Origin of the sequence: Kineococcus vitellinus (assembly GCF_009906315.1) — a bacterium.
Taxonomy (GTDB): Bacteria; Actinomycetota; Actinomycetes; order Actinomycetales; family Kineococcaceae; genus Kineococcus; species Kineococcus vitellinus.
In genome coordinates this window covers 1-19,435 of record NZ_JAAALL010000001.1, presented here as the reverse complement: position 1 = coordinate 19,435, position 19,435 = coordinate 1, and the positions used below count along the sequence as shown (strand labels likewise).

General features: G+C 76.2%; 16 protein-coding genes and 2 pseudogenes. 5 read left to right on the top strand and 13 right to left on the bottom strand.

The genetic code is table 11. From position 1 onward, the window contains the following. Positions 1-82 precede the first annotated feature (82 nt). The gene (locus tag GTQ99_RS00090) at positions 83-835 is read left to right on the top strand and encodes a polyprenol monophosphomannose synthase (RefSeq protein ID WP_166613705.1); all 753 of its coding nucleotides are present in this window, start codon (positions 83-85) and stop codon (positions 833-835) included. A gap of 231 nt (positions 836-1,066) precedes the next feature. Continuing rightward, entirely contained in the window at positions 1,067-2,194 is a 1,128-nt protein-coding gene (locus tag GTQ99_RS00085; RefSeq protein WP_166613704.1) for an EAL domain-containing protein, read from the top strand. Between the two features lie 623 nt (positions 2,195-2,817). On the opposite strand, the pseudogene GTQ99_RS27375 reads toward GTQ99_RS00085, so the two are convergent. The 11 genes and pseudogenes from GTQ99_RS27375 to GTQ99_RS00030 all read right to left on the bottom strand — a co-directional run. Further along, a pseudogene (locus GTQ99_RS27375) lies at positions 2,818-3,174 on the bottom strand (response regulator); the annotation flags it as partial. A 7-nt stretch (positions 3,175-3,181) separates the two neighbouring features. Then, complete coding sequence (locus GTQ99_RS00075; RefSeq protein WP_205706544.1) at positions 3,182-3,694, bottom strand: chemotaxis protein CheX; 513 nt, start codon at positions 3,692-3,694, stop codon at positions 3,182-3,184. Beyond that, positions 3,691-4,074, bottom strand: coding sequence for a response regulator (locus tag GTQ99_RS00070; protein WP_166613703.1), 384 nt, complete (start codon positions 4,072-4,074; stop codon positions 3,691-3,693). Before GTQ99_RS00070 ends, GTQ99_RS00075 begins: the two co-directional genes overlap by 4 nt. After that, positions 4,071-4,901 carry a CheR family methyltransferase gene (locus GTQ99_RS00065; RefSeq protein WP_166613702.1) on the bottom strand — a complete coding sequence of 277 codons (831 nt, stop codon included), beginning with the start codon at positions 4,899-4,901 and terminating at the stop codon, positions 4,071-4,073. The genes GTQ99_RS00070 and GTQ99_RS00065 overlap by 4 nt, the downstream gene beginning before the upstream one ends. A 1-nt stretch (position 4,902) precedes the next feature. Then, positions 4,903-6,192, bottom strand: a complete 1,290-nt coding sequence (locus GTQ99_RS00060) for a chemotaxis-specific protein-glutamate methyltransferase CheB (RefSeq protein WP_166613701.1) — start codon at positions 6,190-6,192, stop codon at positions 4,903-4,905. 282 nt (positions 6,193-6,474) lie between these two features. Beyond that, positions 6,475-7,284 carry a DUF1775 domain-containing protein gene (locus GTQ99_RS00055; protein WP_205706543.1) on the bottom strand — a complete coding sequence of 270 codons (810 nt, stop codon included), beginning with the start codon at positions 7,282-7,284 and terminating at the stop codon, positions 6,475-6,477. 22 nt (positions 7,285-7,306) lie between these two features. Next, positions 7,307-7,930: a hypothetical protein gene (locus GTQ99_RS00050; protein ID WP_166613700.1), complete on the bottom strand. Its 624-nt coding sequence runs from the start codon at positions 7,928-7,930 to the stop codon at positions 7,307-7,309. Between the two features lie 111 nt (positions 7,931-8,041). Further along, positions 8,042-8,971 (bottom strand): hypothetical protein, encoded by a 930-nt coding sequence (locus GTQ99_RS00045; RefSeq protein ID WP_166613699.1) that lies wholly within the window; start codon positions 8,969-8,971, stop codon positions 8,042-8,044. Between the two features lie 475 nt (positions 8,972-9,446). Then, positions 9,447-10,922, bottom strand: a complete 1,476-nt coding sequence (locus tag GTQ99_RS00040) for a hypothetical protein (RefSeq protein ID WP_166613698.1) — start codon at positions 10,920-10,922, stop codon at positions 9,447-9,449. Between the two features lie 139 nt (positions 10,923-11,061). Then, positions 11,062-13,020: an acyl-CoA dehydrogenase family protein gene (locus GTQ99_RS00035; protein ID WP_166613697.1), complete on the bottom strand. Its 1,959-nt coding sequence runs from the start codon at positions 13,018-13,020 to the stop codon at positions 11,062-11,064. Beyond that, positions 13,017-13,661 (bottom strand): TetR family transcriptional regulator, encoded by a 645-nt coding sequence (locus GTQ99_RS00030; protein WP_166613696.1) that lies wholly within the window; start codon positions 13,659-13,661, stop codon positions 13,017-13,019. The genes GTQ99_RS00035 and GTQ99_RS00030 overlap by 4 nt, the downstream gene beginning before the upstream one ends. A gap of 98 nt (positions 13,662-13,759) precedes the next feature. Between GTQ99_RS00030 and GTQ99_RS00025 the strand changes: the two genes are divergently transcribed. The 3 genes from GTQ99_RS00025 to GTQ99_RS00015 are packed head-to-tail and all read left to right on the top strand — an operon-like array spanning position 13,760 to position 17,297. Then, positions 13,760-15,034 (top strand): acetyl-CoA C-acetyltransferase, encoded by a 1,275-nt coding sequence (locus GTQ99_RS00025; RefSeq protein ID WP_166613695.1) that lies wholly within the window; start codon positions 13,760-13,762, stop codon positions 15,032-15,034. Beyond that, positions 15,034-16,395 (top strand): 3-oxoacyl-ACP reductase, encoded by a 1,362-nt coding sequence (locus GTQ99_RS00020; RefSeq protein WP_166613694.1) that lies wholly within the window; start codon positions 15,034-15,036, stop codon positions 16,393-16,395. The genes GTQ99_RS00025 and GTQ99_RS00020 overlap by 1 nt, the downstream gene beginning before the upstream one ends. Next, positions 16,395-17,297, top strand: coding sequence for a MaoC/PaaZ C-terminal domain-containing protein (locus GTQ99_RS00015; RefSeq protein ID WP_240896489.1), 903 nt, complete (start codon positions 16,395-16,397; stop codon positions 17,295-17,297). The genes GTQ99_RS00020 and GTQ99_RS00015 overlap by 1 nt, the downstream gene beginning before the upstream one ends. Here the strand turns inward: GTQ99_RS00015 and ilvD are convergent. Then, positions 17,284-19,140, bottom strand: a complete 1,857-nt coding sequence (gene ilvD, locus GTQ99_RS00010; RefSeq protein ID WP_166613692.1) for a dihydroxy-acid dehydratase — start codon at positions 19,138-19,140, stop codon at positions 17,284-17,286. The genes GTQ99_RS00015 and ilvD overlap by 14 nt on opposite strands. 101 nt (positions 19,141-19,241) lie before the next feature. Next, positions 19,242-19,435: pseudogene (locus tag GTQ99_RS00005) on the bottom strand (hypothetical protein); the annotation flags it as partial.

Genomic DNA, 19,435 nt, shown 5'->3' with positions numbered 1-19,435 from the left:
GGACGGAGCGCGCCGGGGTCGCCGGGCGGCGGTGGGGTAGCGTCGGGCGTCCGCCGCCCGTCCCGTCCCGAGCGAGTTCCCGTTGGCCGAAGCCCTCCGCTGCGTCGTCGTCCTGCCCACGTACGAGGAGGCCGGCAACATCGCCGGGATGCTGGAGCGGGTGCTCTCCTGCCCCGCGGCCCCGGACGTCCTCGTCGTGGACGACTCCTCCCCCGACGGCACGGGCGACATCGTGCGGCGGGTGGCGGCCGGGCACCCGGACGGGCGGGTGCGGCTGCTGACGCGCACCACCAAGGACGGCCTGGGCGCGGCCTACCGGGCGGGCTTCGCGCACGTGCTGGCCACCGGCGACCACGACGTCGTCGTGCAGATGGACGCCGACGGCTCGCACCCCGTGGAGGCGCTGCCGCGCATGCTCGCCGAGGTCGCCGCCGGCGCCGACCTCGTCCTGGGCGCCCGCTACGTGCCCGGCGGGGCCCTCGACGACGCCTGGCCCTGGTACCGCAAGGCGCTCTCGCGCGGCGCGAACGTCTACGCGCGCGTGCTGCTGCGCGCGCCGGTGGCGGACCTGACGGGCGGGTTCAAGGCGTGGCGGGCCGAGCTGCTGCGCTCGCTGGACCTGACGCAGCTGACGGCGGCGGGCTACGCCTTCCAGATCCAGACGACGCTGGCGGCGCTGGAGCGCGGGGCGCGGGTGCGCGAGGTGCCCATCCTCTTCACCGAGCGCACGCACGGGACCTCGAAGATGTCCCGGGCGATCATCCGCGAGGCCATGGGCGCGGTGTGGCGGATGCGCCGGCACGGGCCCACCGGCCGCCCGCGCCGGGAGCCGTGACGCGCCGGGAGCGGTGACGCGCCGGGAGCCGTGACGCGCCGGGAGCCGTGACGCGCCGGGAGCCGTGACGCGCCGGGAGCCGTGATTGCCTGACGCCCGGTGTTCTGGGATGGTCAGCGCGTCAGCAGCGACACGACGCCGACGCTCCCGCTCCGCCCCGTGCGGTGCGCTGCGCCCGTGCGCGGCCGCGCTGCCCGACAGGTCCACGAGCGGGCAGCGGGAGGTCGAGGGGTGCAGGACGAGGACGCGGACGCCGTCGCCCAGCTCCTCGCCCTGGCGCGTGACATCTTCGGGACGCCGGTCGCCGCCCTGACGCGCGCGGTCCCCGGCGCGGAGCACCACCTGGAGCAGACCTCCAGCACCCTGGACCAGCCGTCGACCGTGCGGCTGCTGGCCGCCACCGACTTCGCCACCTGCCCGCTGGCCGTCGACGTCGTCAGCCCCGAGGGCGGACCCGGCGGCCGGCTGCTCGGCATCGCCGACACCGCCGACACCGCCTCCGACGGCCCGCCGCAACCGCTGGAACCGCGCCAGCTGGAGGCGCTGCACGTGGTCGCCGCGCTCGTGGCCGGGGTCCTGCACCACCGCGAGCGCCGCCGCGCCGAGCGCGACGAGCGGATGGCCTCCCTGGACGCCCTGCTCGCGGGGGCGGGCCGCAGCACCGTGGTGCAGCCCGTCGTCGACCTGCGCAGCGGGGCCGTCGTCGGGGCGGAGGCGCTCTCGCGGTTCACCAGCGCCGAGGGGGCGGCGCAGCGCCCCGAGCAGGTGTTCACCGACGCCCGCTCCTCGGGCATCGGGGTGGAGCTGGAGCGGGCCGCCATCGCCTCCGCGCTGCCGCTGCTGCGCGGCATGCCCGCCGGGACCTACCTGGCGGTCAACGCCTCGGCGGAGGCGCTGCTGGACGAGGGCACCCGCGAGCTGCTGCTGTCCGCGGCTCCCGACCGGCTCGTGGTGGAGATCACCGAGCACGACCCGGTGGCCGACTACGACGCGCTCACCGCGTGCACGGACGCGCTGCGCGCGCGGGGCGTGCGGGTGGCCGTCGACGACGCCGGCGCCGGTTTCGCCAGCCTGCAGCACGTCCTGCACCTGGTGCCGGACATCGTGAAGCTGGACATCGCGTTCGTGCGGGGCATCGACACCGACCCGGCCCGGCGGGCCGTCGCCCGCGCCCTGGTGGGGTTCGCCTCCGAGCTGGGGTCCACGGTGGTGGCCGAGGGGGTGGAGCGCAGCAGCGAGCTGAGCGTGCTGCGCGACCTGGGCGTGGAGCACGGGCAGGGGTACCTGCTGGGCAGGCCCAGCCCGACGCCCCCGTGGGGGAACGGGCCGGGCGCGACGACGGCGATCGTGCTGCCCTGACCTCGGGAACGAGAGGACCCCCCACCCGTGCGGGTGGGGGGTCCTCTCCTCCGGGCGGGTCCGCCGGGCGGGCCCGCGGCGGCTCAGAAGGTGACGATGCTCAGCGAGCCCTTGCCGTAGCGGGCGACCTCGACGCTCAGGTCGAGGCGGCTGCCGGTGCGGGTCGCCCAGTCCACCACGTCCGGGCGCAGGACCTCGCCCGGCGCGTACGCCGCGTGCAGCTTCAGGTGCGCGGCACCCTCCACGTTGAACAGCGACGCCATGATGTTGAGCACCTCGCGGGCGTTGACCACGAGGTTGTCCGGCAGCTGCCGGTCCTCGATCGCGGCCTCGCTGGCCCCGGGGGGCAGCAGGCCGATCGCCGCGCCGGCGTGGGCGGCCAGCGGGAAGTCGAAGACCACGACGGCCTTGGACCTCAGGTGGTCGTCCACGTAGAGGCCGACCACGGAGCCGGGCACGCCGCCGACCGGGACGGGACGGCCCTCGGCCAGTTCCACGTCGCGGTTCAGCAGGTCCGAGAGGAGGTTGCGCAGGGCGAGGTTGGACGGCAGCGGGTTGACGTCGAACTTCACCTCGCCCTGCGCGATCGCGGTCTCGGTGACGGCCGGGCCCGCGTCGCCGCCCAGGACGGGGGCGAGCGCCGCGGCGAACGCCTCCGGCGTGAACGGCTTGGCGATGAGGAAGAGGGCGCCGGCGGCCGCCGCCTTCTCCCGCATCTCCTCCGAGCCCTCCGAGGTGACGAAGCCGAACGGCACGTCGAGGCCGGAACCGCGCAGGTTCTGCAGCATCTCGTACCCGGTGGCCTCGGGCATGTTCCAGTCCGAGAGGACGATGTCGGGGTTCTCCGCCTTGACGACCTCGAAGCCCTCCTTGCCGTTCTCGGCCTGGACGACGTCCACCCAGTCGTACCCCGCCTGCCGCAGCGTGCGGATGACGATCTGCCGCATGACGCGGCTGTCGTCGACCACCAGGGCCTTCATGGTTGTCTCAGTGCTCCTGACCGGTGTTCTGGGGGGTGGTGTCGCCGGCGCCGGCCAGCCACACCTCGAAGGTCAGCCACTGGCCGCGCCAGTTGGCGTCGAGACGGGCGGCGAGGCGCCCGGAGGAACCGTGCAGCGGCTTGGCGGTCGAGACGACCGGCAGGCCCAGCGGGCCGGCGTCGGGCACGAGCGCCTTGATGTTGCCGCCGACGATGTTGGCGACCTCGCCGAGCGCGTCGTAGACGTCCTCGGCGGGCAGCGCGTCGTCGTCCTCCTGCAGGAGGGCGGCGGCCAGCGGCGAGGCGACCCCCTTCTCCACGGAGACGGTCACGATGCCCGGGCGGGCGCCCGAGATCGTCACCGACGCGCAGAGGATCTCGCCGTCGATGTCGTGCGGCTCGAACGACGGGAGCAGGAACTCGACGTGGGCGAAGTAGGACGCCCACATCTGCTCGACGATCTGCGCCAGCGCCTCGTCCTCGACGTAGTCGGGCTCGAGGTCCTCGATCAGTTCCGTCACGCCTGGCTCACCTCCGGGAGCAGGCCCAGCAGGGACAGCTTCTCCTCCAGCGCCTCCACCGTGAACGGCTTGATGAGGTACTCGTGCGCACCGGCGGCCAGCGCACGGACGATCTGCCCGTGCTCGGCCTCGGTGGTGACCATCATCAGCGTCAGCGCGCGGTACTCGCGGTTGGCGCGGACCTGCGTCACGAACGTGAGCCCGTCCATGACCGGCATGTTCCAGTCGACCGTGGCGAGGTCGGGCAGCGGGCCCTCCCCGAGGACCTTCAGCGCCTCCGCGCCGTCGGCCGCCTCGACCGTCTCGTACCCGAGCTTGCGCAACGCTCCTGCGATGATCTTCCGCATGGCGCGGGAGTCATCCACGACCAGAGCCCTCATGCCTGACCTCCGTTCTTGGGACGGTGGACCGAGACCCGTCCGATGAGTTCCCGGTCCCAGTTGTCGTCGACACCCAGTGTGGTTTCTGCACCCCCGAGGAACATGTACCCCCCGGGCTTGATGACCTTGCGGACCCGGGACAGGATGTCCCGCTTGGTCTCCAGGTCGAAGTAGATGAGCACGTTGCGCAGGAACACCACGTCGAACTGACCGAGGGCCGCGTACGAGCTCGTGAGGTTCAGCTGCTGGAAGCGCACCATCCGCTTCAGGTCGTCGTTCACCTGCCACTGCGTGCCGACCCGGGTGAAGTGCCGGACCAGCAGCGGGGCGGGCAGGCCGCGGTTCATCTCCAGCTGCGAGTAGCGGCCGGCCTTGGCCTTCTCCACCACCTCGCTGGAGATGTCGGTGCCGATGATCTCGGCACGCCAGCCCTCGCTCACCACGCCGTCCTTGAGGCCCATCGCCAGGCTGTAGGCCTCCTGGCCGGTGGAGCTGGCCGCGGACCAGATGCGCAGCGACCGGGTGGCCGCGCGCGCCTGCTTCAGGGCCGGGACGACGGAGGTCGAGAACGCCTGGAAGGGCGCGCCGTCGCGGAACCACGACGTCTCGTTGGTCGTGAGCGCTTCGACGATCGCGGTGGTCGCGCGGCGGTCGGGGCGCAACCGGATGCCGTCGACGTACGCGGAGACGTCCGTCGCGCCCGCGGCGCGTGCCAGGGGCACGAGCCGGGACTCGACGAGGTACTCCTTGCCCGGTTCGAGGACGATCGCGCTCTCCTTGCGCACCAGCGTGCGCACCCAGTCGAAGGCTGCGGTCGTGAGTGCCATGTCACCACCTGCCTGTGGAGGGACGGGCCGCGGGAGCGGCGGGACGGGACGCCGGCGGCCGCGCCGGCGCGTGGGGGGTCGTGCTGGTCGAGCGGGTGGTGCCGGTGCTCCCGGTGGCCCGCGGACCGGCGGGGGTGGCGGCGGGGGTGGTGCGCGCCGGCGCCACCGCCGGCAGCGGGCTGCGCGCCGGGGCGGCCGCGCGGCCGCCCGGCCCCAGCCGGCGCTGGATCGCGTCGGCCATCGCGGGCAGCGGCAGGACCTCGTCGGCGATGCCCTCGCGCGTGACCGCGCCGGGCATCCCCCAGACCACCGAGGTGGCCTCGTCCTGGGCGAGGACCTGGCCGCCGGCGGCGGCCACCGCCTTGCAGCCGAGCTTGCCGTCGGAACCCATCCCGGTGAGGATCACCGCGAGCAGGTCACCGCCGAACGCCGCGACGGCCGAGCGGAGCATGACGTCGACGGCGGGCCGGCAGAAGTTCTCGGCGGGTCCCTGCTGCAGCTTGATCACCATCTGGGGACCGCGGCGGGCGACCTCCATGTGGTGGTCGCCGGGGGCCACGTAGACGGTGCCGGGCACGACGGGCTCGCCGTCGCTCGCCTCCACGACGCGCAGCGCGCTCACCTTGTCCAGGCGCTGGGCGTAGAGGCGGGTGAAGACCGGCGGCATGTGCTGGGTCACCAGGACCGGGACGCCGAGGTTGGCGGGCAGCTTCTCCAGCACCGCCGACAGCGCCTCCGGCCCGCCGGTGGACGAGCCGATGACGAGCGCGCGGACGCTGCCCGGTGCACCGCTGCGCACCCGCGCCGGGACCGGCGCCGACGGCGCGGCGGTCGCCGCCGCGCGCACCGCCGGGGCGGGTGCCGCGGCCGGTGCGCCGGCACCGGGGACGAGCGCCTTGATCTTGGGGATGAGCTGCTGGCGGACGGACTCCATGGACTCGCTGACGCTGCCGACGTTGGCCGGCTTGGTCACGTAGTCCGAGGCGCCGGACGAGAGCGCCTCCAGGGTCGCGGTCGCGCCGCGCTCGGTGAGCGTGGAGAACATGATCACCGGGAGCTTCCGGTGGACCTTGCGGATCTCCTTGATCGTCTCCAGGCCGTCCATGACGGGCATCTCGATGTCGAGGGTCACCGCGTCGGGCTGCAGCTGGTCGATCTTCTCGAGGGCGATCCTGCCGTTGGCCGCGGTCCCCACGACCTCGATCGCCGGGTCGGACGCGAGCACGTCGGTGACCAGGCGCCGGACGACGACCGAGTCGTCGACCACGAGCACCTTGACGGGTTGCCCCACGTCGCACCTGACCTTCCCTGCCGTCGGCGCGGTGAGGTCGGCGCCGTGGAACCACCGCCGCCCGGTGGGCGGCTCCCTTCTCCATCGGCCACCGGTGGCGAACCTTGAACGGCGGAGCGGCACGAGTGCCGTCGCGGACGTCGACCCCCTGACACCGACCACTCTGCTCCGTGATGGCCAGTGACACCCAGTCACCGCGCGTCGCGGCTCCCGGCTCCCGGTCGGTGATCTTCCACGGTGCACCGTGGAAGATCACCGACCGGAGGGGGCGGGGTCCCCGGGTCAGGCGCGGGCGGTGCCCCCGCGGCGCAGCAGGGCGACGACGAGCGCGCCCAGGCCCAGCAGCAGCCCGGCGCCGCCCAGGCCGCGGGCCAGGGCGTCCGAGGTGCCGGACGCGCCCGCGGCGCTCCCCCCGGAGCCCCCGGAGCCCGCGGCCCCGGCGGCCTCCTCGGCGTGCGCGCCGGCACCGTGCCCGTCCTCGGCGGCGGTCGTGGTGAACTCCGGTGCGGGCTCGGCCGGCTCCTCGGCGCCGGGGTCGGCGACCTCGGTCCAGCGGGAGACCTCCCCGTCGGCGTAGGTCTGCACCGTCGGCAGCACCACCCGGGTGCCCTCGGCGGGCAGCGGGCCGACGTCGGCCGAGAACTCCTCGAACTGGCCGACGCCGATCCCGGACGCACCGGCCTCGGCGGTCCAGGTGATCGTCAGCGGCGCCTTCGTGACGGTCGCGCCGTCGACCTGCACGGGGGCGGGCAGGTCGCCCTCGGCGACCGTCGCGCTCCAGCCGGCGACGGGCTTGACCGCGACCCAGGTGAAGGGGTGGTCGGTGGGCAGCTGGACCTGCACCGACGTCGTGGCCGCGCCCTCGGACTCGTTGGGCACCCGGAAGGTCACGACGCTGTAGCCGTCGGCGGCGGTCGCGTCGGGCACGGCGTGCACGTGGGCGGAGGCCGGCGCGGCGGCCAGCAGCAGCGCGGCGGCCGCGGTCGCGGCCGCGGCGGGCAGCGTGGTGGTCAGGGTGGTGGACCGGCTCCTGGACCGGGTCGGGGTCGTGGTCGGGCTGGTGGGCAGGGTGGAGCGCAGGGTCGATCGCACGGGGTGCTTCCTCGGGGTGTCGTCAGGGCGTGGTCGTGGCGAGGGCGGACCCCCGCGGTGGACCACGCCGGCGCACCCGGCGCGCGAGCACGGAGCGCGGCCGCGGCCGCACGGGCGGCTCGGCGGTGCGCGGCGGGCGCGGCGCGACGAAGCGCAGGAGCACCAGCAGCACCCGGCGCAGCGGCTGCAGCCACGTCCACAGCGACCACAGCAGCCCCTCGGCGTGCAGCAGCAGGACGGCGGCCAGCACCGTCGCGCCCGCGTGGGCGGCGGCCATGGCGGCACCCGCCGAGGTCGCCGCGACGGCGTCGGCACCCAGCGGCACCCACTCCTGGTGGTGCCCGTGGGAGGCGACGTCGACCGTGCGCACCGAGCAGGCGGCGAGGACCTCGTGCAGCAGCAGCTGCCCGCCGCCGAGCAGCAGGACCACGGTGCGGGCGCCGAAGCGGCGGCCCGCGAGGGCCAGGCAGGCTGACAGGGCCAGGACGCCGACGGCGCCCAGGACGAGCGGGCCGGGCAGCAGGCCGCCGGCGGCGACGTGCGCGACGGCGGCGAGGCCGACGACCGTGGCCGCGAGGGCACCGGCCCGCAGCACCCGCAGGGCGCCGTGCCCCGGCCCGCGCGGGGCGGGGGCGGAGGTCGGCACGGGGGAACGGTACCGGCCGGTGCCGCGCCGGTCGCCGGGCCGGTCGCTCAGCCGATCGCCCGCCCGGTCGCCCGCCCGGTCGCCCGGTCGCCCAGTCGCTCAGTCGGTCGCTCAGTCGGTGCCGAAGGCCGCTTCCCACGGGCGCAGCAGCACCGCGCGCGCGTCCGAGGAGAGCAGGTCGGCGACGACCTCGGCGTGCACGACGCCGCTGACGACGTTCCACAGCCCGGCGGCGCCGTCGGCGGCGTCGAGGCCGCCGGCGCGGAAGGCGCGCACGGCGAGCAGCTGCGCGGCGGCGGCCGTGCGCACGCGGTCGGACAGGTGCACGGCCCACGAGGCGTCGTGCACGGCCGAGGCCCACTCCCCCGCACCGGGGCGGCTGGCCTCGGCGACGGCGCGCAGGCAGGCGCGGTCGGTGCCGTCGAGGCGGCGCAGCCGGTCGAGCACCTCCGCCACCCCGGCCTGCGCCTCGCCGAGGTCCTCGGGCGCGCTGGGCACCGGCGGCATGTCGCGGGCGGCCTGCAGGTACGGGTGGGCCAGCACGCGGCGGGCGCCGTCGGGCAGGCGGTCGCCCAGGTAGGCGGAGACGGCGGCGTCGGCGAGGACGTCGGCGGCCTTGGCGGCGGTCTCGGTGCGCAGGCGCGGGCCGCCGTCCAGCGGCGTCGACCACGTCCAGTCGAGGACGTCGTGGTGGACCAGGCGCACGAGCGCGTCGGCGTCGGCGATGGTGCTGCCCTGCAGGACCCGCACGACGCCCTTCTCCAGGCGCGCCCCGGCCACGTCGTCGCCGAAGTCGTCGGCGGCCAGGCCGTCGGCGACCTGCGCCAGCACGTCGGTGATCTGCGGGACGTTCGCGCCGGCGGTGCGCACGGCGTCCCACGCCCCGGCGCGGGTGCCCTGGTCGTGGCGGGCGGCGAGCAGGTCCAGCTCGCGCGGGCCGCTGGCCAGCGCGCGCAGCAGCACCTCGGCGGCCGAGTCGCCGGCGGGCAGCCGGACGAGGTCGAAACCCAGGACGGGAGAGCTCACGAGGGAGTAGTGCACGGTGCGCCTCCTGCGCCGGGGTCCACCACCGACCGGTCGGACGGCGTGTTCCCACCCTGACACCGCGTGAACCCCGTGGCGAGGCGACGTCAGCCGTCCGGGTGTGTCGCACCCGCCGCGCCCCCTCGCCCGGCTCACCGCGCGCGATCGCGCTGCTCCGATCGGGCGACGGGACCCGCTGCGCGCCGTAACGTCGGGTCGTGGACGAGGACGAGCTCGCGACCCGGCGCGACGGCACGGGCGGGGGTGCGCGGGAGCGCGTGCGCGAGGACGCGGACGCGGAGCGGGACGAGGGCCCCGACGAGGGCGCGGGCGAGGGCCCGGACGACGACGCCGACGAGGGCGACGAGGGCGGCGGCGCCCGCTGGGCCTGGGTGTCGTGGCTGCCGATCGCCGCGGCCGCGGTCTGCCCGCTGGTGCTGGCCGAGGTCTCCCGGCAGGTGCTCGGGGGCGCGCGCGACGAGCCGTACTTCGGCTACGCCGACGAGGCCGGCCAGGAGGTGCCGGTCGGCCGCCGCGTCGGGCTGCTGTGGGCGCTGGTGCCGGTGCCGCAGGTGCTGCTGGCGGGCACGTGCGCGCTGGTCGTGGTGTGCGGGCTGGTGCTCGCCGGCCGGCCGGGCTGGCTGGTGCCCGGCCGGGCGGGCCGCCGGGTGGCGGCCGGCGTGGCCGCCGCCTGCGCGCTGGAGGGCCTGGCCGCGCTGGGGGTGCTGCTGCAGGCGGCGGCGCGCCCCCCGGACCAGTCCGGGGACGACGGGCTGCTGCTGACCTTCCTCGGCCTGCCCGCGCAGGGCCTGGTCGAGCTGGGCCCGCAGGTGGCGGTGCTCGTCACGGCGGTCGTCGTCACGGCGCTCGCCGCGGTGGTCTCGGCGCGGTCGGCGCGCACCAGCCGCAGCACCGCGTCGGCGAGGGCGAAGGCCAGGGCGGTGACCGCCAGCCCGGTCGTCACGGGCCGGTCGCCGCCGAGGGCCGCGGGCCAGCCGGCGCCGCTGCCCGCGCCGGTGCCGGTGCTGGTGCCGGTGGAGCCGAGGACGGCGCCCGCGGTGGTCAGGACGAGCACCGCCGCCGGCAGCAGCAGCCGGGCGGCCAGCAGCGCGGCGAGCCGGGTGCCCCGCCCGGCCACCGGGACCGGCGGCAGGCAGCTGCCCGCCGGGGCCGGCACCCGCCCCGCGCGCAGGTGCGCGACGACGACCACGGCCGCACCGACCAGCCCGCACGTGTAGCCGAGCGCGCCGGCCGTCGGCGAACCGCGCACGAGGCCGAGCACCACGCCGGCGTCCGCCGCGCACAGGCAGGCGACGCCGACGGCGGTGGCGACCGCGAGCCGGGCCGGGTGCCCGGGGACCCGGCGGACGGCGAGCGCGCGGCGCAGCACCAGGCTGGCGGCGCCGGCCGCCACGAGCAGGTCGCAGGCGAAGAACAGGGAGTACGGGTGCCCGTCGTCGAGGAGGTCGCCCAGCGGCGTGGTCAGCGCCACCAGCGCGGCCGCGCCGCCCGCCACCTGCAGCGGTGCCAGCGCGTCGCCGAGCGCGGACCACGCCCCGCGGGGCGCGCCCGTGCGGTGCGGCACGGCGAGGGCGAGGGCCACCGCGAGCGCCGCGTAGCGCAGCAGGAACACCACCACCGTGGAGGTCGGCTCGTACTGCCCCCGGGCGTAGCTGACCGCGGGGGAGCCGGCGGTCAGCAACCACCAGGAGTCGCCGAGCGCGCTGAGCGCGGCCCAGCCGCCGACGAGCCCGACGACCCGGCGGCCCTGCGGGGTGGGGGCGTGGACGGCGGCCAGGGCCAGGGCCGCGGCGCCGGCGACCTCGGTGACGAGGACGGCCCGGTCCGTGCTGCCCGTGGAGGTCAGCAGCACCCACACCCAGATCAGCGCCAGCCCCGCCAGGAACGCCGTCGCCAGCGCACGGGGACGGCGGGGCGGCGACGCGGCCGGGCTGACCACGGCGTGCACCCCCGGCGACCTCGGTGGACCCCTGCGGTGCGCAGGACCCTCCGAGCGTGGCACGGGCGCCGGCGCCGCGGAGCGCCTTCGCCGCCTTCCCCGGCCGCGTTCCCCCGACCGGGTGCAGGGCGCTCCGGTCGTGCCCCGGTCAGCCGACGAGCGTGGAGGCCAGCCACTCGCGCGGGATGCCGAAACCCGCGAGCAGGTCGTCGGTGCGCGGGCGCAGCCGGCGGCACAGCGCGTTGACCGCCGAGGTGATGGCCTTGGCGCGCAGCGTCGTCATCCGGCGGTGCTGCAGGTACCAGCCCTTGTCCGCCTCCAGCAGCGCCAGCAGGTGCAGGTCGCAGACGTCGGAGAGCAGCGCGGCGATCGCCGGGTCGTCGCAGCGGGCGATGGCCGCGGCGAACGCCTCGGCCACGACGCGGTCCACGTGCACGCGGCCGGCCAGCAGCAGGTGGTCCTGCAGGTCGTCGACGGCCTCGAACCGCTCGCCCTCGGGGCGCGAGCGCGCCTTGCGCATCCGCTTGGCCAGCGACTCCACGACGTGGCGCTCGCGGTCGGCGAGCATCCGCAGCTGCCAGGCGCGGTCGTGCAGGTCCTCGGGCACTCGACCGGCCTCGACGACGTCGGCCACCAGCGAGCGGGCGGGGCTGCGGCCGGCGTAGGTGGAGACGAAGTCGCGGGTGGCGAACCTGGCCATGCCGAGGGTGTCCAGGTCGGAGAACTGCTGCGCGTAGGAGGTCAGCAGGCTCTTGGCGACCAGCTGCAGCAGGACGGTGTTGTCGCCCTCGAAGGTGGTGAAGACATCGGTGTCGGCCTTCAGCTGGGGCAGCCGGGACTCCGAGAGGTAGCCGTTGCCGCCGCACGCCTCGCGGCAGGTCTGGATGGTGCGGGTGGCGTGCCAGGTGGAGGCGACCTTCATGCCGGCCGCGTGCGCCTCGAAGGCGCGCTGGCGGGTGGGGTCGGCCTCCTCGCCGGCCAGCTGCACCTTCAGCAGCTCGTCCATCTCCCCGAGCAGGTCGTCCTGGGCGAAGCTCAGCGCGTAGGTCGTCGCCAGCGGCACGAGCAGCCGGCGCTGGTGGGCCAGGTAGTCGAGCAGGACGACCTCGCCGTCGCCGCCGGGGCGCTGGAACTGGGTGCGCCGCTGCGCGTAGCGCAGGGCGATCTCCAGGGCGGTCTTGGTCTGCGAGAGGGCGCCGCCGGAGACGCTGACCCGGCCCTTGACGAGCGCGCCGAGCATCGTGAAGAACCGGGAGTTCGCGCTGGCCACGGGGCTGGAGTACGTGCCGTCCTCGGCGACGTCGGCGTAGCGGTTCAGCAGCGCGGTGCGCGGGACCCGCACGCCCTCGAAGGAGAGCCGCCCGTTGTCGATGCCGTTGAGGCCCATCTTGCGCCCGTCGTCGCCGCGCCGGACGCCGGGGGCGTCCTCGCCGTCGACGCGCAGCGGGACGACGAAGGCGTGCACGCCGCGGTGCTCGCCGCCGGTGAGGAGCTGGGCGAAGACGACGGCGACGTCGGCGTCCTCGGCCGCGCCGCCGACGTAGTCCTTGCGGCAGGAGGGGTCCGGGGTCGTGATGACGAACTCCTGCGCCGCCGCGTCGTAGACGGCGGTGGTGCCGATCGAGGCGACGTCGGAGCCGTGGCCGGTCTCGGTCATCGCGAAGCAGCCGACGAGCTCCAGGCGCAGCAGGCGCGGCAGCAGGTCCGCGTGGTGGCGCTCGGTGCCCAGGGCCTGCACGGCGCCGCCGAACAGCCCCCACTGCACGCCGGACTTGATCATCAGCGAGGCGTCGCCGAACCCGAGCATCTCGAACTGCGAGACCTGCCCGCCGGGGGAGTCGCCCCCGCCCCAGCGCGAGGAGTACCCGAGCTCGTGCCCGCCGAGCTCGGCGAGGGTGCGCAGCCGCCGCCGGGTGAGGTCGCGGTGCTCGCGGGTGCTCAGGTGGTCGGTGACCCCGAACAGGTCGGCGGGGAAGTCGCGGCGGGCCTGCTCGCGCTCGGCGCGGAAGCGGCCGTCCACCAGCGCGCGCAGCGCCTCGCGGTCGACGGGGGCGCTCGCCGGGGCCGGGGCCCGCTCGGCGGCGGGGCGTTCGGTGGTCGTGGTCACGGGACCTCCTCGGGAGCGGGGGCGAGCACGGCGTCCAGGCCGCCCCAGGCCAGCTGGATCAGGTCGTCGACGAGGGTGGCGGCCGGGACCGGGTCCGGGCTCGTGGTCCACCGGTCGGCGGCGGTGCGGATGAGGGCGATGAGCCCGTGGGCGAGCGCGTCGGCGGAGGTGTCGCGCGCGCCGGCCAGGCGCAGGTGCACCGTGATGGTGCGGGCGGCCTCGTCGGCGATGGCGCCGGAGATGCGCTGCACCGGGTCGGTGGTCAGCGGGCGTTCCAGGAACGGGTGGGAGACGACGAACCGGTAGACCTCCGGGTCGGCCTCCACGAGGTGCACGTAGGCGGAGGTGATCGCGGCGAGCGCGTCGCGCGGGCCGTCGGCCGCCGCGACGGCCGCGCGCAGCTCCCGCACGATCGTCGAGTTCACCCGGTCGGCGACGGCGAGGTAGAGGTCCTCCTTGTCGGCGAAGTGCCGGTAGAGCACGGTCTTGCTCGTCCCGGCGGCGGCGGCGAGGTCGTCCATGCCGATCCCCGCGCCGTGGGTGGTGATCGCGCGCAGGGCAGCCGTCACGAGCTCCTCGCGCCGGCGGCGGCGGTGCTCGGCCCACCGGGTCCGCCGGCCGTCCTCCGTGACGGTGTCCACGTCTCGACGGTACCCCGCACGACGGGTATCCGGTACCCCGAGTACCTGGTAGCTTCCGAGCAGCTCCTGAGCAGGTCAACGTCGTCCGAGGAGGTCCCGTGACCAGACGCGCCGCGATCGTCGCCGGCAACCGCACCCCCTTCGTCCGGGCCGGGCGCCGCTACGCGCAGGTGTCCGCGCAGGACCTGCTCGTCGCCGCGCTCGACGGCCTGGTCGCCCGCTGCGGGCTGGCCGGGGAACGCCTCGGCGAGGTCGTCGCCGGCGCCGTCCTCAAGCACAGCCGCGACCTGAACCTCACCCGCGAGGCGGTGCTGTCCACCGCCCTGGACGCCGCGACCCCCGCCTACGACGTGCAGCAGGCGTGCGCGACGGGTCTGGAGACCGCCGTCCTGCTCGCCAACAAGATCGCCCTGGGGCAGGTGGAGTCCGGGATCGCCGGCGGCGCGGACTCGGCCAGCGACGCGCCCATCGCCCTCGACGACCGCCTGCGCCGGGTGCTGCTGGACCTGAGCCGCGCCCGCACCCCCGCGGCCCGGCTCGCGGCGCTCTCGCGCCTGCGCCCCGGCCAGCTGCGGCCGGTGCCGCCGCGCAACGCCGAGCCCCGCACGGGGCTGTCGATGGGCGAGCACGCGGCCCGCACGGCGGCGGCGTGGGAGGTCTCCCGCCAGGCGCAGGACGAGCTGGCGCTGGCCAGCCACCGCAACCTCGCCGCGGCCTACGAGCGCGGTTTCCTCGACGACCTGCTCACCCCCTACCTCGGGGTGCGCCGCGACGACCTGCTGCGCCCGGACACCTCGCTGGAGAAGCTCGCGGCGCTGCCGCCGGTGTTCGGCCGCGACCTCGAGCAGCCTGCGACGATGACCGCCGGGAACTCCACCCCGCTCACCGACGGCGCCGCGGTCGTCCTGCTGGCCAGCGACGAGTGGGCCGCGCAGCACCGGCTGCCGGTGCTCGCCCACCTCGTGGACGCCGAGACCGCGGCCGTCGACCACGTCCACGGCGAGGGCCTGCTCACCGCGCCCGTGTGGGCGGTACCGCGGTTGCTGCAGCGCAACGGGCTCACGCTCGACGACCTCGACGTGGTCGAGGTCCACGAGGCGTTCGCCTCCACCGTGCTCGCCACCCTCGCCGCCTGGGAGGACGAGGAATTCTGCCGCGACCGGCTCGGGCTGGAGAAGCCGCTGGGCAGCGTCGACCGCGCCCGGCTGAACCCCGTCGGCTCCTCGCTGGCGACCGGCCACCCGTTCGCCGCGACCGGCGCCCGCATCCTCGCCACGACGGCCAAGCTGCTCGCCGAGCGCGGCGGCGGCCGGGCGCTGATCTCGATCTGCGCCGCCGGCGGCCAGGGCATCGCGGCCCTGGTGGAGGCGTGATGCCGAACCTGCCGAAGGTTCCGAACCCGCTGGGGCAGGACCCCTACGGCGCGTTCGTGCGCTCCGGGCCGGGAGCGCTGCTGGCCGCGCGCGCCGGGCTGCCCCGGCCGCCGCGGCTGCGCCGCTTCGAACCCGGCCAGGAGCTGCTGACCGGTCCCGCGCTCGTCGTCGAGCTCGCCGGGGCGACGCGCTCCGCGCAGGTCGCCGGCTGGCTGCGCGAGGCCGGTGCGCGGGTCCTGGACGACCTCGCGGCCGCCGGCGAGGACCGCCTCGGCGCGGTCGTCGTCGAGGCCACCGGCGTGCGCCGGGTCGCCGAGCTGGCGGCGCTGCGCGAGCAGCTGGCCCCGGCGTTCGCGCGGACGGCGCCCTCGGGGCGCGTCGTCCTGCTGACCGGCCTGCCGCAGGAGTTCCCCGACCCCGAGGCGCGGGCCGTCCAGCGCGGGCTGGAGGGCTTCGCCCGCTCCCTGGGCAAGGAGGCCCGCGGCGGGACGACCGTGAACCTGCTGCGCGTGGCCACCGGCGCGGGCACCGCGCTGCGCTCGGCGCTGGAGTTCCTCTGCTCGGCGCGCTCGGCGTTCGTCGACGGCCAGCCGCTCGTCGTCGGCCCGGGGGTCCCCGTGCCCGCGCGCGAGCGGCGCGTGGCCGTCGTCACCGGTGCGGCGCAGGGGATCGGCGCGGCGTGCGCGGAGGTCCTGGCCCGCTCGGGCCACCACGTCGTCTGCGTCGACGTGGCCGCCGCCGGGGAGCGCCTGGCCGCCGTCGCCAACCGCGTCCACGGCTCGACGCTGCACCTGGACGTCACGGCCGACGACGCCCCGGCCCGCCTCGCCGACCACCTCGCCGTCCGCTTCGACGGCGCCGACGTCGTCGTCCACAACGCCGGCGTCACCCGCGACCGCTCGTTCGTGAAGCTCGACGCGGCCGCCTGGGACGCCGTCCTGGGCGTGAACCTGCTGGCTCCGCTGCGGCTGACCGCCGGGCTGCTGGAGCGCACCGGCGCGCTGGCGCCCGGGGCGCGCCTGGTGTGCCTGTCCTCCATCAACGGCGTGGCCGGGGCCAAGGGCCAGACGAACTACGCCACGAGCAAGGCGGGGCTGGTGGGGATGGTCGAGGCGCTGGCCGCCCCGCTGGCCGAGCGCGGGATGGCCGTCAACGCGGTCGCCCCCGGGTTCGTCGAGACGCCGATGACGGCCGCGATGCCGCCCGTGCCGCGCGAGGTGGGCCGGCGCGCCTCCAGCCTGCTGCAGGGCGGGCTGCCGGTCGACGTCGCCGAGGCCGTCGCCTGGCTCGCCCAGCCGGACGCGGCCGGGATCGACGGCCAGGTGCTGCGGGTCTGCGGCCAGAGCGTGCTGGGGGCGTGATGGGCCGCTCCACGGGCCGCGCGGGCACCGGCCCCGCCTCCTCGCAGGCCGCCGGCGTGCGCACGGTCGACGGCCCGCCGCCGCTGGCGCCGCTGTACGCGCGCTCGCTGCTGCGCCGCCCGCGGCGCGCCGTCGACTTCCCCCGCACGACCGTGCGCGCGCAGGGCGTGCGCGCCGACGTCGAGCGGGTGGCGGCGTTCTGCCGGGCCACCGGGTTCCCCGTGCGCGACGTGCTGCCGCTGCCGGTGCCGCACCTGCTGGGTTTCGGGTTGCAGGTGGACCTGCTCGTGCGCGAGCCGTTCCCCTTCCGGCTGCTGGGCCTGGTGCACGTGCGCCAGAGCTTCGAGCAGTCCGCGCCGCTGCCGGTCGACGCCCCCCTCGACGTGTTCGTGCGGGCGGTCGGCATGCGCGCGCACCAGCGCGGCGCGACCGTCGAGCTGCTGACCGAGGTCAGCCGGGCCGGCACCGCGCAGGTCGTCTGGTCCGGGCGCAGCCGCTACCTGGCGCGCGGGGTGCGGATGCCGGGGACGCCCGTGGCCGAGGAGCGGCTGCCGGCGCCCGAGGGCGAGGGGACGCTGTGGCGGGTGCCCGCCGACACCGGCCGTGAGTACGCGGCGCTCAGCGGCGACGTCAACCCCATCCACCTGTCCCGGCCCACCGCCCGGCTGCTGGGTTTCCGCCGAGCGCTGGCGCACGGGGTCTGGACCGCCTCGCGCAGCCTGGCCGCCCTCGGCGGCCCGGCCCCGGCCGCGGCCCGCTTCGAGGTCGCGTTCGGCGCGCCGCTGCTGCTGCCCTCGACCGTGCGGCACGTCGCGCGGCAGGTCCCCGGCGGCTGGGAGACCGCGGTGCGCAGCCGCGACGGTTCCAGGGTGCACCTGACGGGACGCCTCACCCGCCGCTGAAGCGGCCGACGTCGCGCACGGCGCCCTTGTCGGCCGACAGCGCCAGGGCCGCGTAGGCCTGCAGCGCCGTGGACACCCTGCGCGGGCGCGGTGCGGCCGGCCGGTAGCCGCGGCCGGCCTCGAGGGCGGCGCGCCGGCGCTGCAGCTCCTCCGGCGGCACGTCCAGGCGCAGCACGCGGTTCGGGATGTCGACGACGACGGTGTCGCCGTCCTCGACGAGCGCGATGGTGCCGCCGGCGGCCGCCTCGGGGGAGACGTGCCCGATGGACAGCCCCGAGGTGCCCCCGGAGAAGCGCCCGTCGGTGACCAGCGCGCACACCTTCCCCAGCCCGCGGCCCTTGAGGTAGGAGGTCGGGTAGAGCATCTCCTGCATGCCCGGGCCGCCGCGCGGGCCCTCGTAGCGGATGACCACCACGTCGCCGGCGCTGATGCGCCCGGTGAGGATCGCCTCGACGGCGTCCTCCTGGGACTCCACCACCACGGCCGGGCCGGAGAACGTCCAGATCGACTCGTCGACGCCGGCGGTCTTGACCACCGCGCCGTCGGGGGAGAGGTTCCCGCGCAGCACGGCCAGGCCGCCGTCGGTGGAGTGGGCGTGCCCGACGTCGCGGATGCAGCCGCCCGCGGCATCGGTGTCCAGGGACTCCCAGCGCTCGGACTGCGAGAACGCCGTCGCCGATCGCACGCAGCCGGGGGCGGCGTGGAACAGCTCGACGGCCTCGGGGGAGGGCGAACCGCCCCGCACGTCCCACGTCTTCAGCCACTCGGCCATCGAGGCGGAGTGCACGGTGCTGACGTCGTGGTCGAGCAGGCCCGCGCGGTCCAGCTCGCCGAGGATCGCGGGGATCCCGCCGGCGCGGTGCACGTCCTCCATGAGGTACGTGCCGTTGGGGGCGACCTTCGTCAGGCACGGCACCTGCCGCGAGCGCTGCTCGACGTCGTGCAGCGTGTAGTCCAGCCCCGCCTCCTGCGCGGCGGCCAGCAGGTGCAGGATCGTGTTGGTGGACCCGCCCATCGCGATGTCCAGCGACATGGCGTTGTCGAACGCGGCGCGGGAGGCGACGTTGCGCGGCAGCACGCTCGCGTCGTCCTGCTCGTACCAGCGCTGCGCGATCTGCACGACGGTGCGCCCGGCGTCCTCGTAGAGGGCGCGGCGCGCGGTGTGGGTGGCCAGGACGGAACCGTTGCCGGGCAGCGCCAGGCCGAGCGCCTCGGTGAGGCAGTTCATCGAGTTCGCGGTGAACATGCCCGAGCACGAGCCGCAGGTGGGGCAGGCGGCCTCCTCGATGCGGGCGATGTCCTCGTCGGAGACGTCGTCGGCCACGGCGTCGGCGATCGCGGAGACGAGGTTCAGCCGGCTGCGCACGGTGCCGTCGACGAGGACGGTCCGCCCGCCCTCCATCGGGCCGCCGGAGACGAACACGGTGGGGATGTCCAGCCGCAGCGCGGCCATGAGCATCCCCGGGGTGATCTTGTCGCAGTTGCTGATGCAGACCAGGGCGTCGGCGCGGTGCGCCTCGACCATGTACTCCACGGAGTCGGCGATGAGGTCGCGCGAGGGCAGCGAGTACAGCATCCCGTCGTGGCCCATCGCGATGCCGTCGTCGACCGCGATGGTGTTGAACTCGCGCGCGATGCCGCCGGCGGCCTGGACCGCCGCGGAGACGATGCGGCCCACCGGCTGCAGGTGGGTGTGGCCGGGGACGAACTCGGTGAAGCTGTTGGCGACGGCGACGATCGGCTTGCCGAAGTCCTCGCGCGCCACACCGGCGGCGCGCAGCAGCGCGCGGGCGCCGGCCATGTTGCGGCCGTGCGTGACGGTCCGAGACCTGAGGGGAGGCACGGGAGCACTGTCGGCGACGACCGGCGCGCGGGGAAGACGGCGCCGGTGCTGGTAGTGGCACTACCAGCTGCGGTCGCCCGAGGACGTGCCGCGCCGGGGGGTCAGCAGTGGTCGTTGCCGTTGCCGTTGCCGTTGCCGACGCCCCCGTTGCCGTTGCCGTTGCCCCGCGGGGGGCACGGGGCGGGTGCGCTCGTGGACGGCGTGGACGTGGGCGTGGACGTGGGCGTGGGCGTGCTCGTGAGGGAGCCGGTGGGCGCGGTGGTGGGCGGCGTGGTGGGCGTCGGGACCGGGGTAG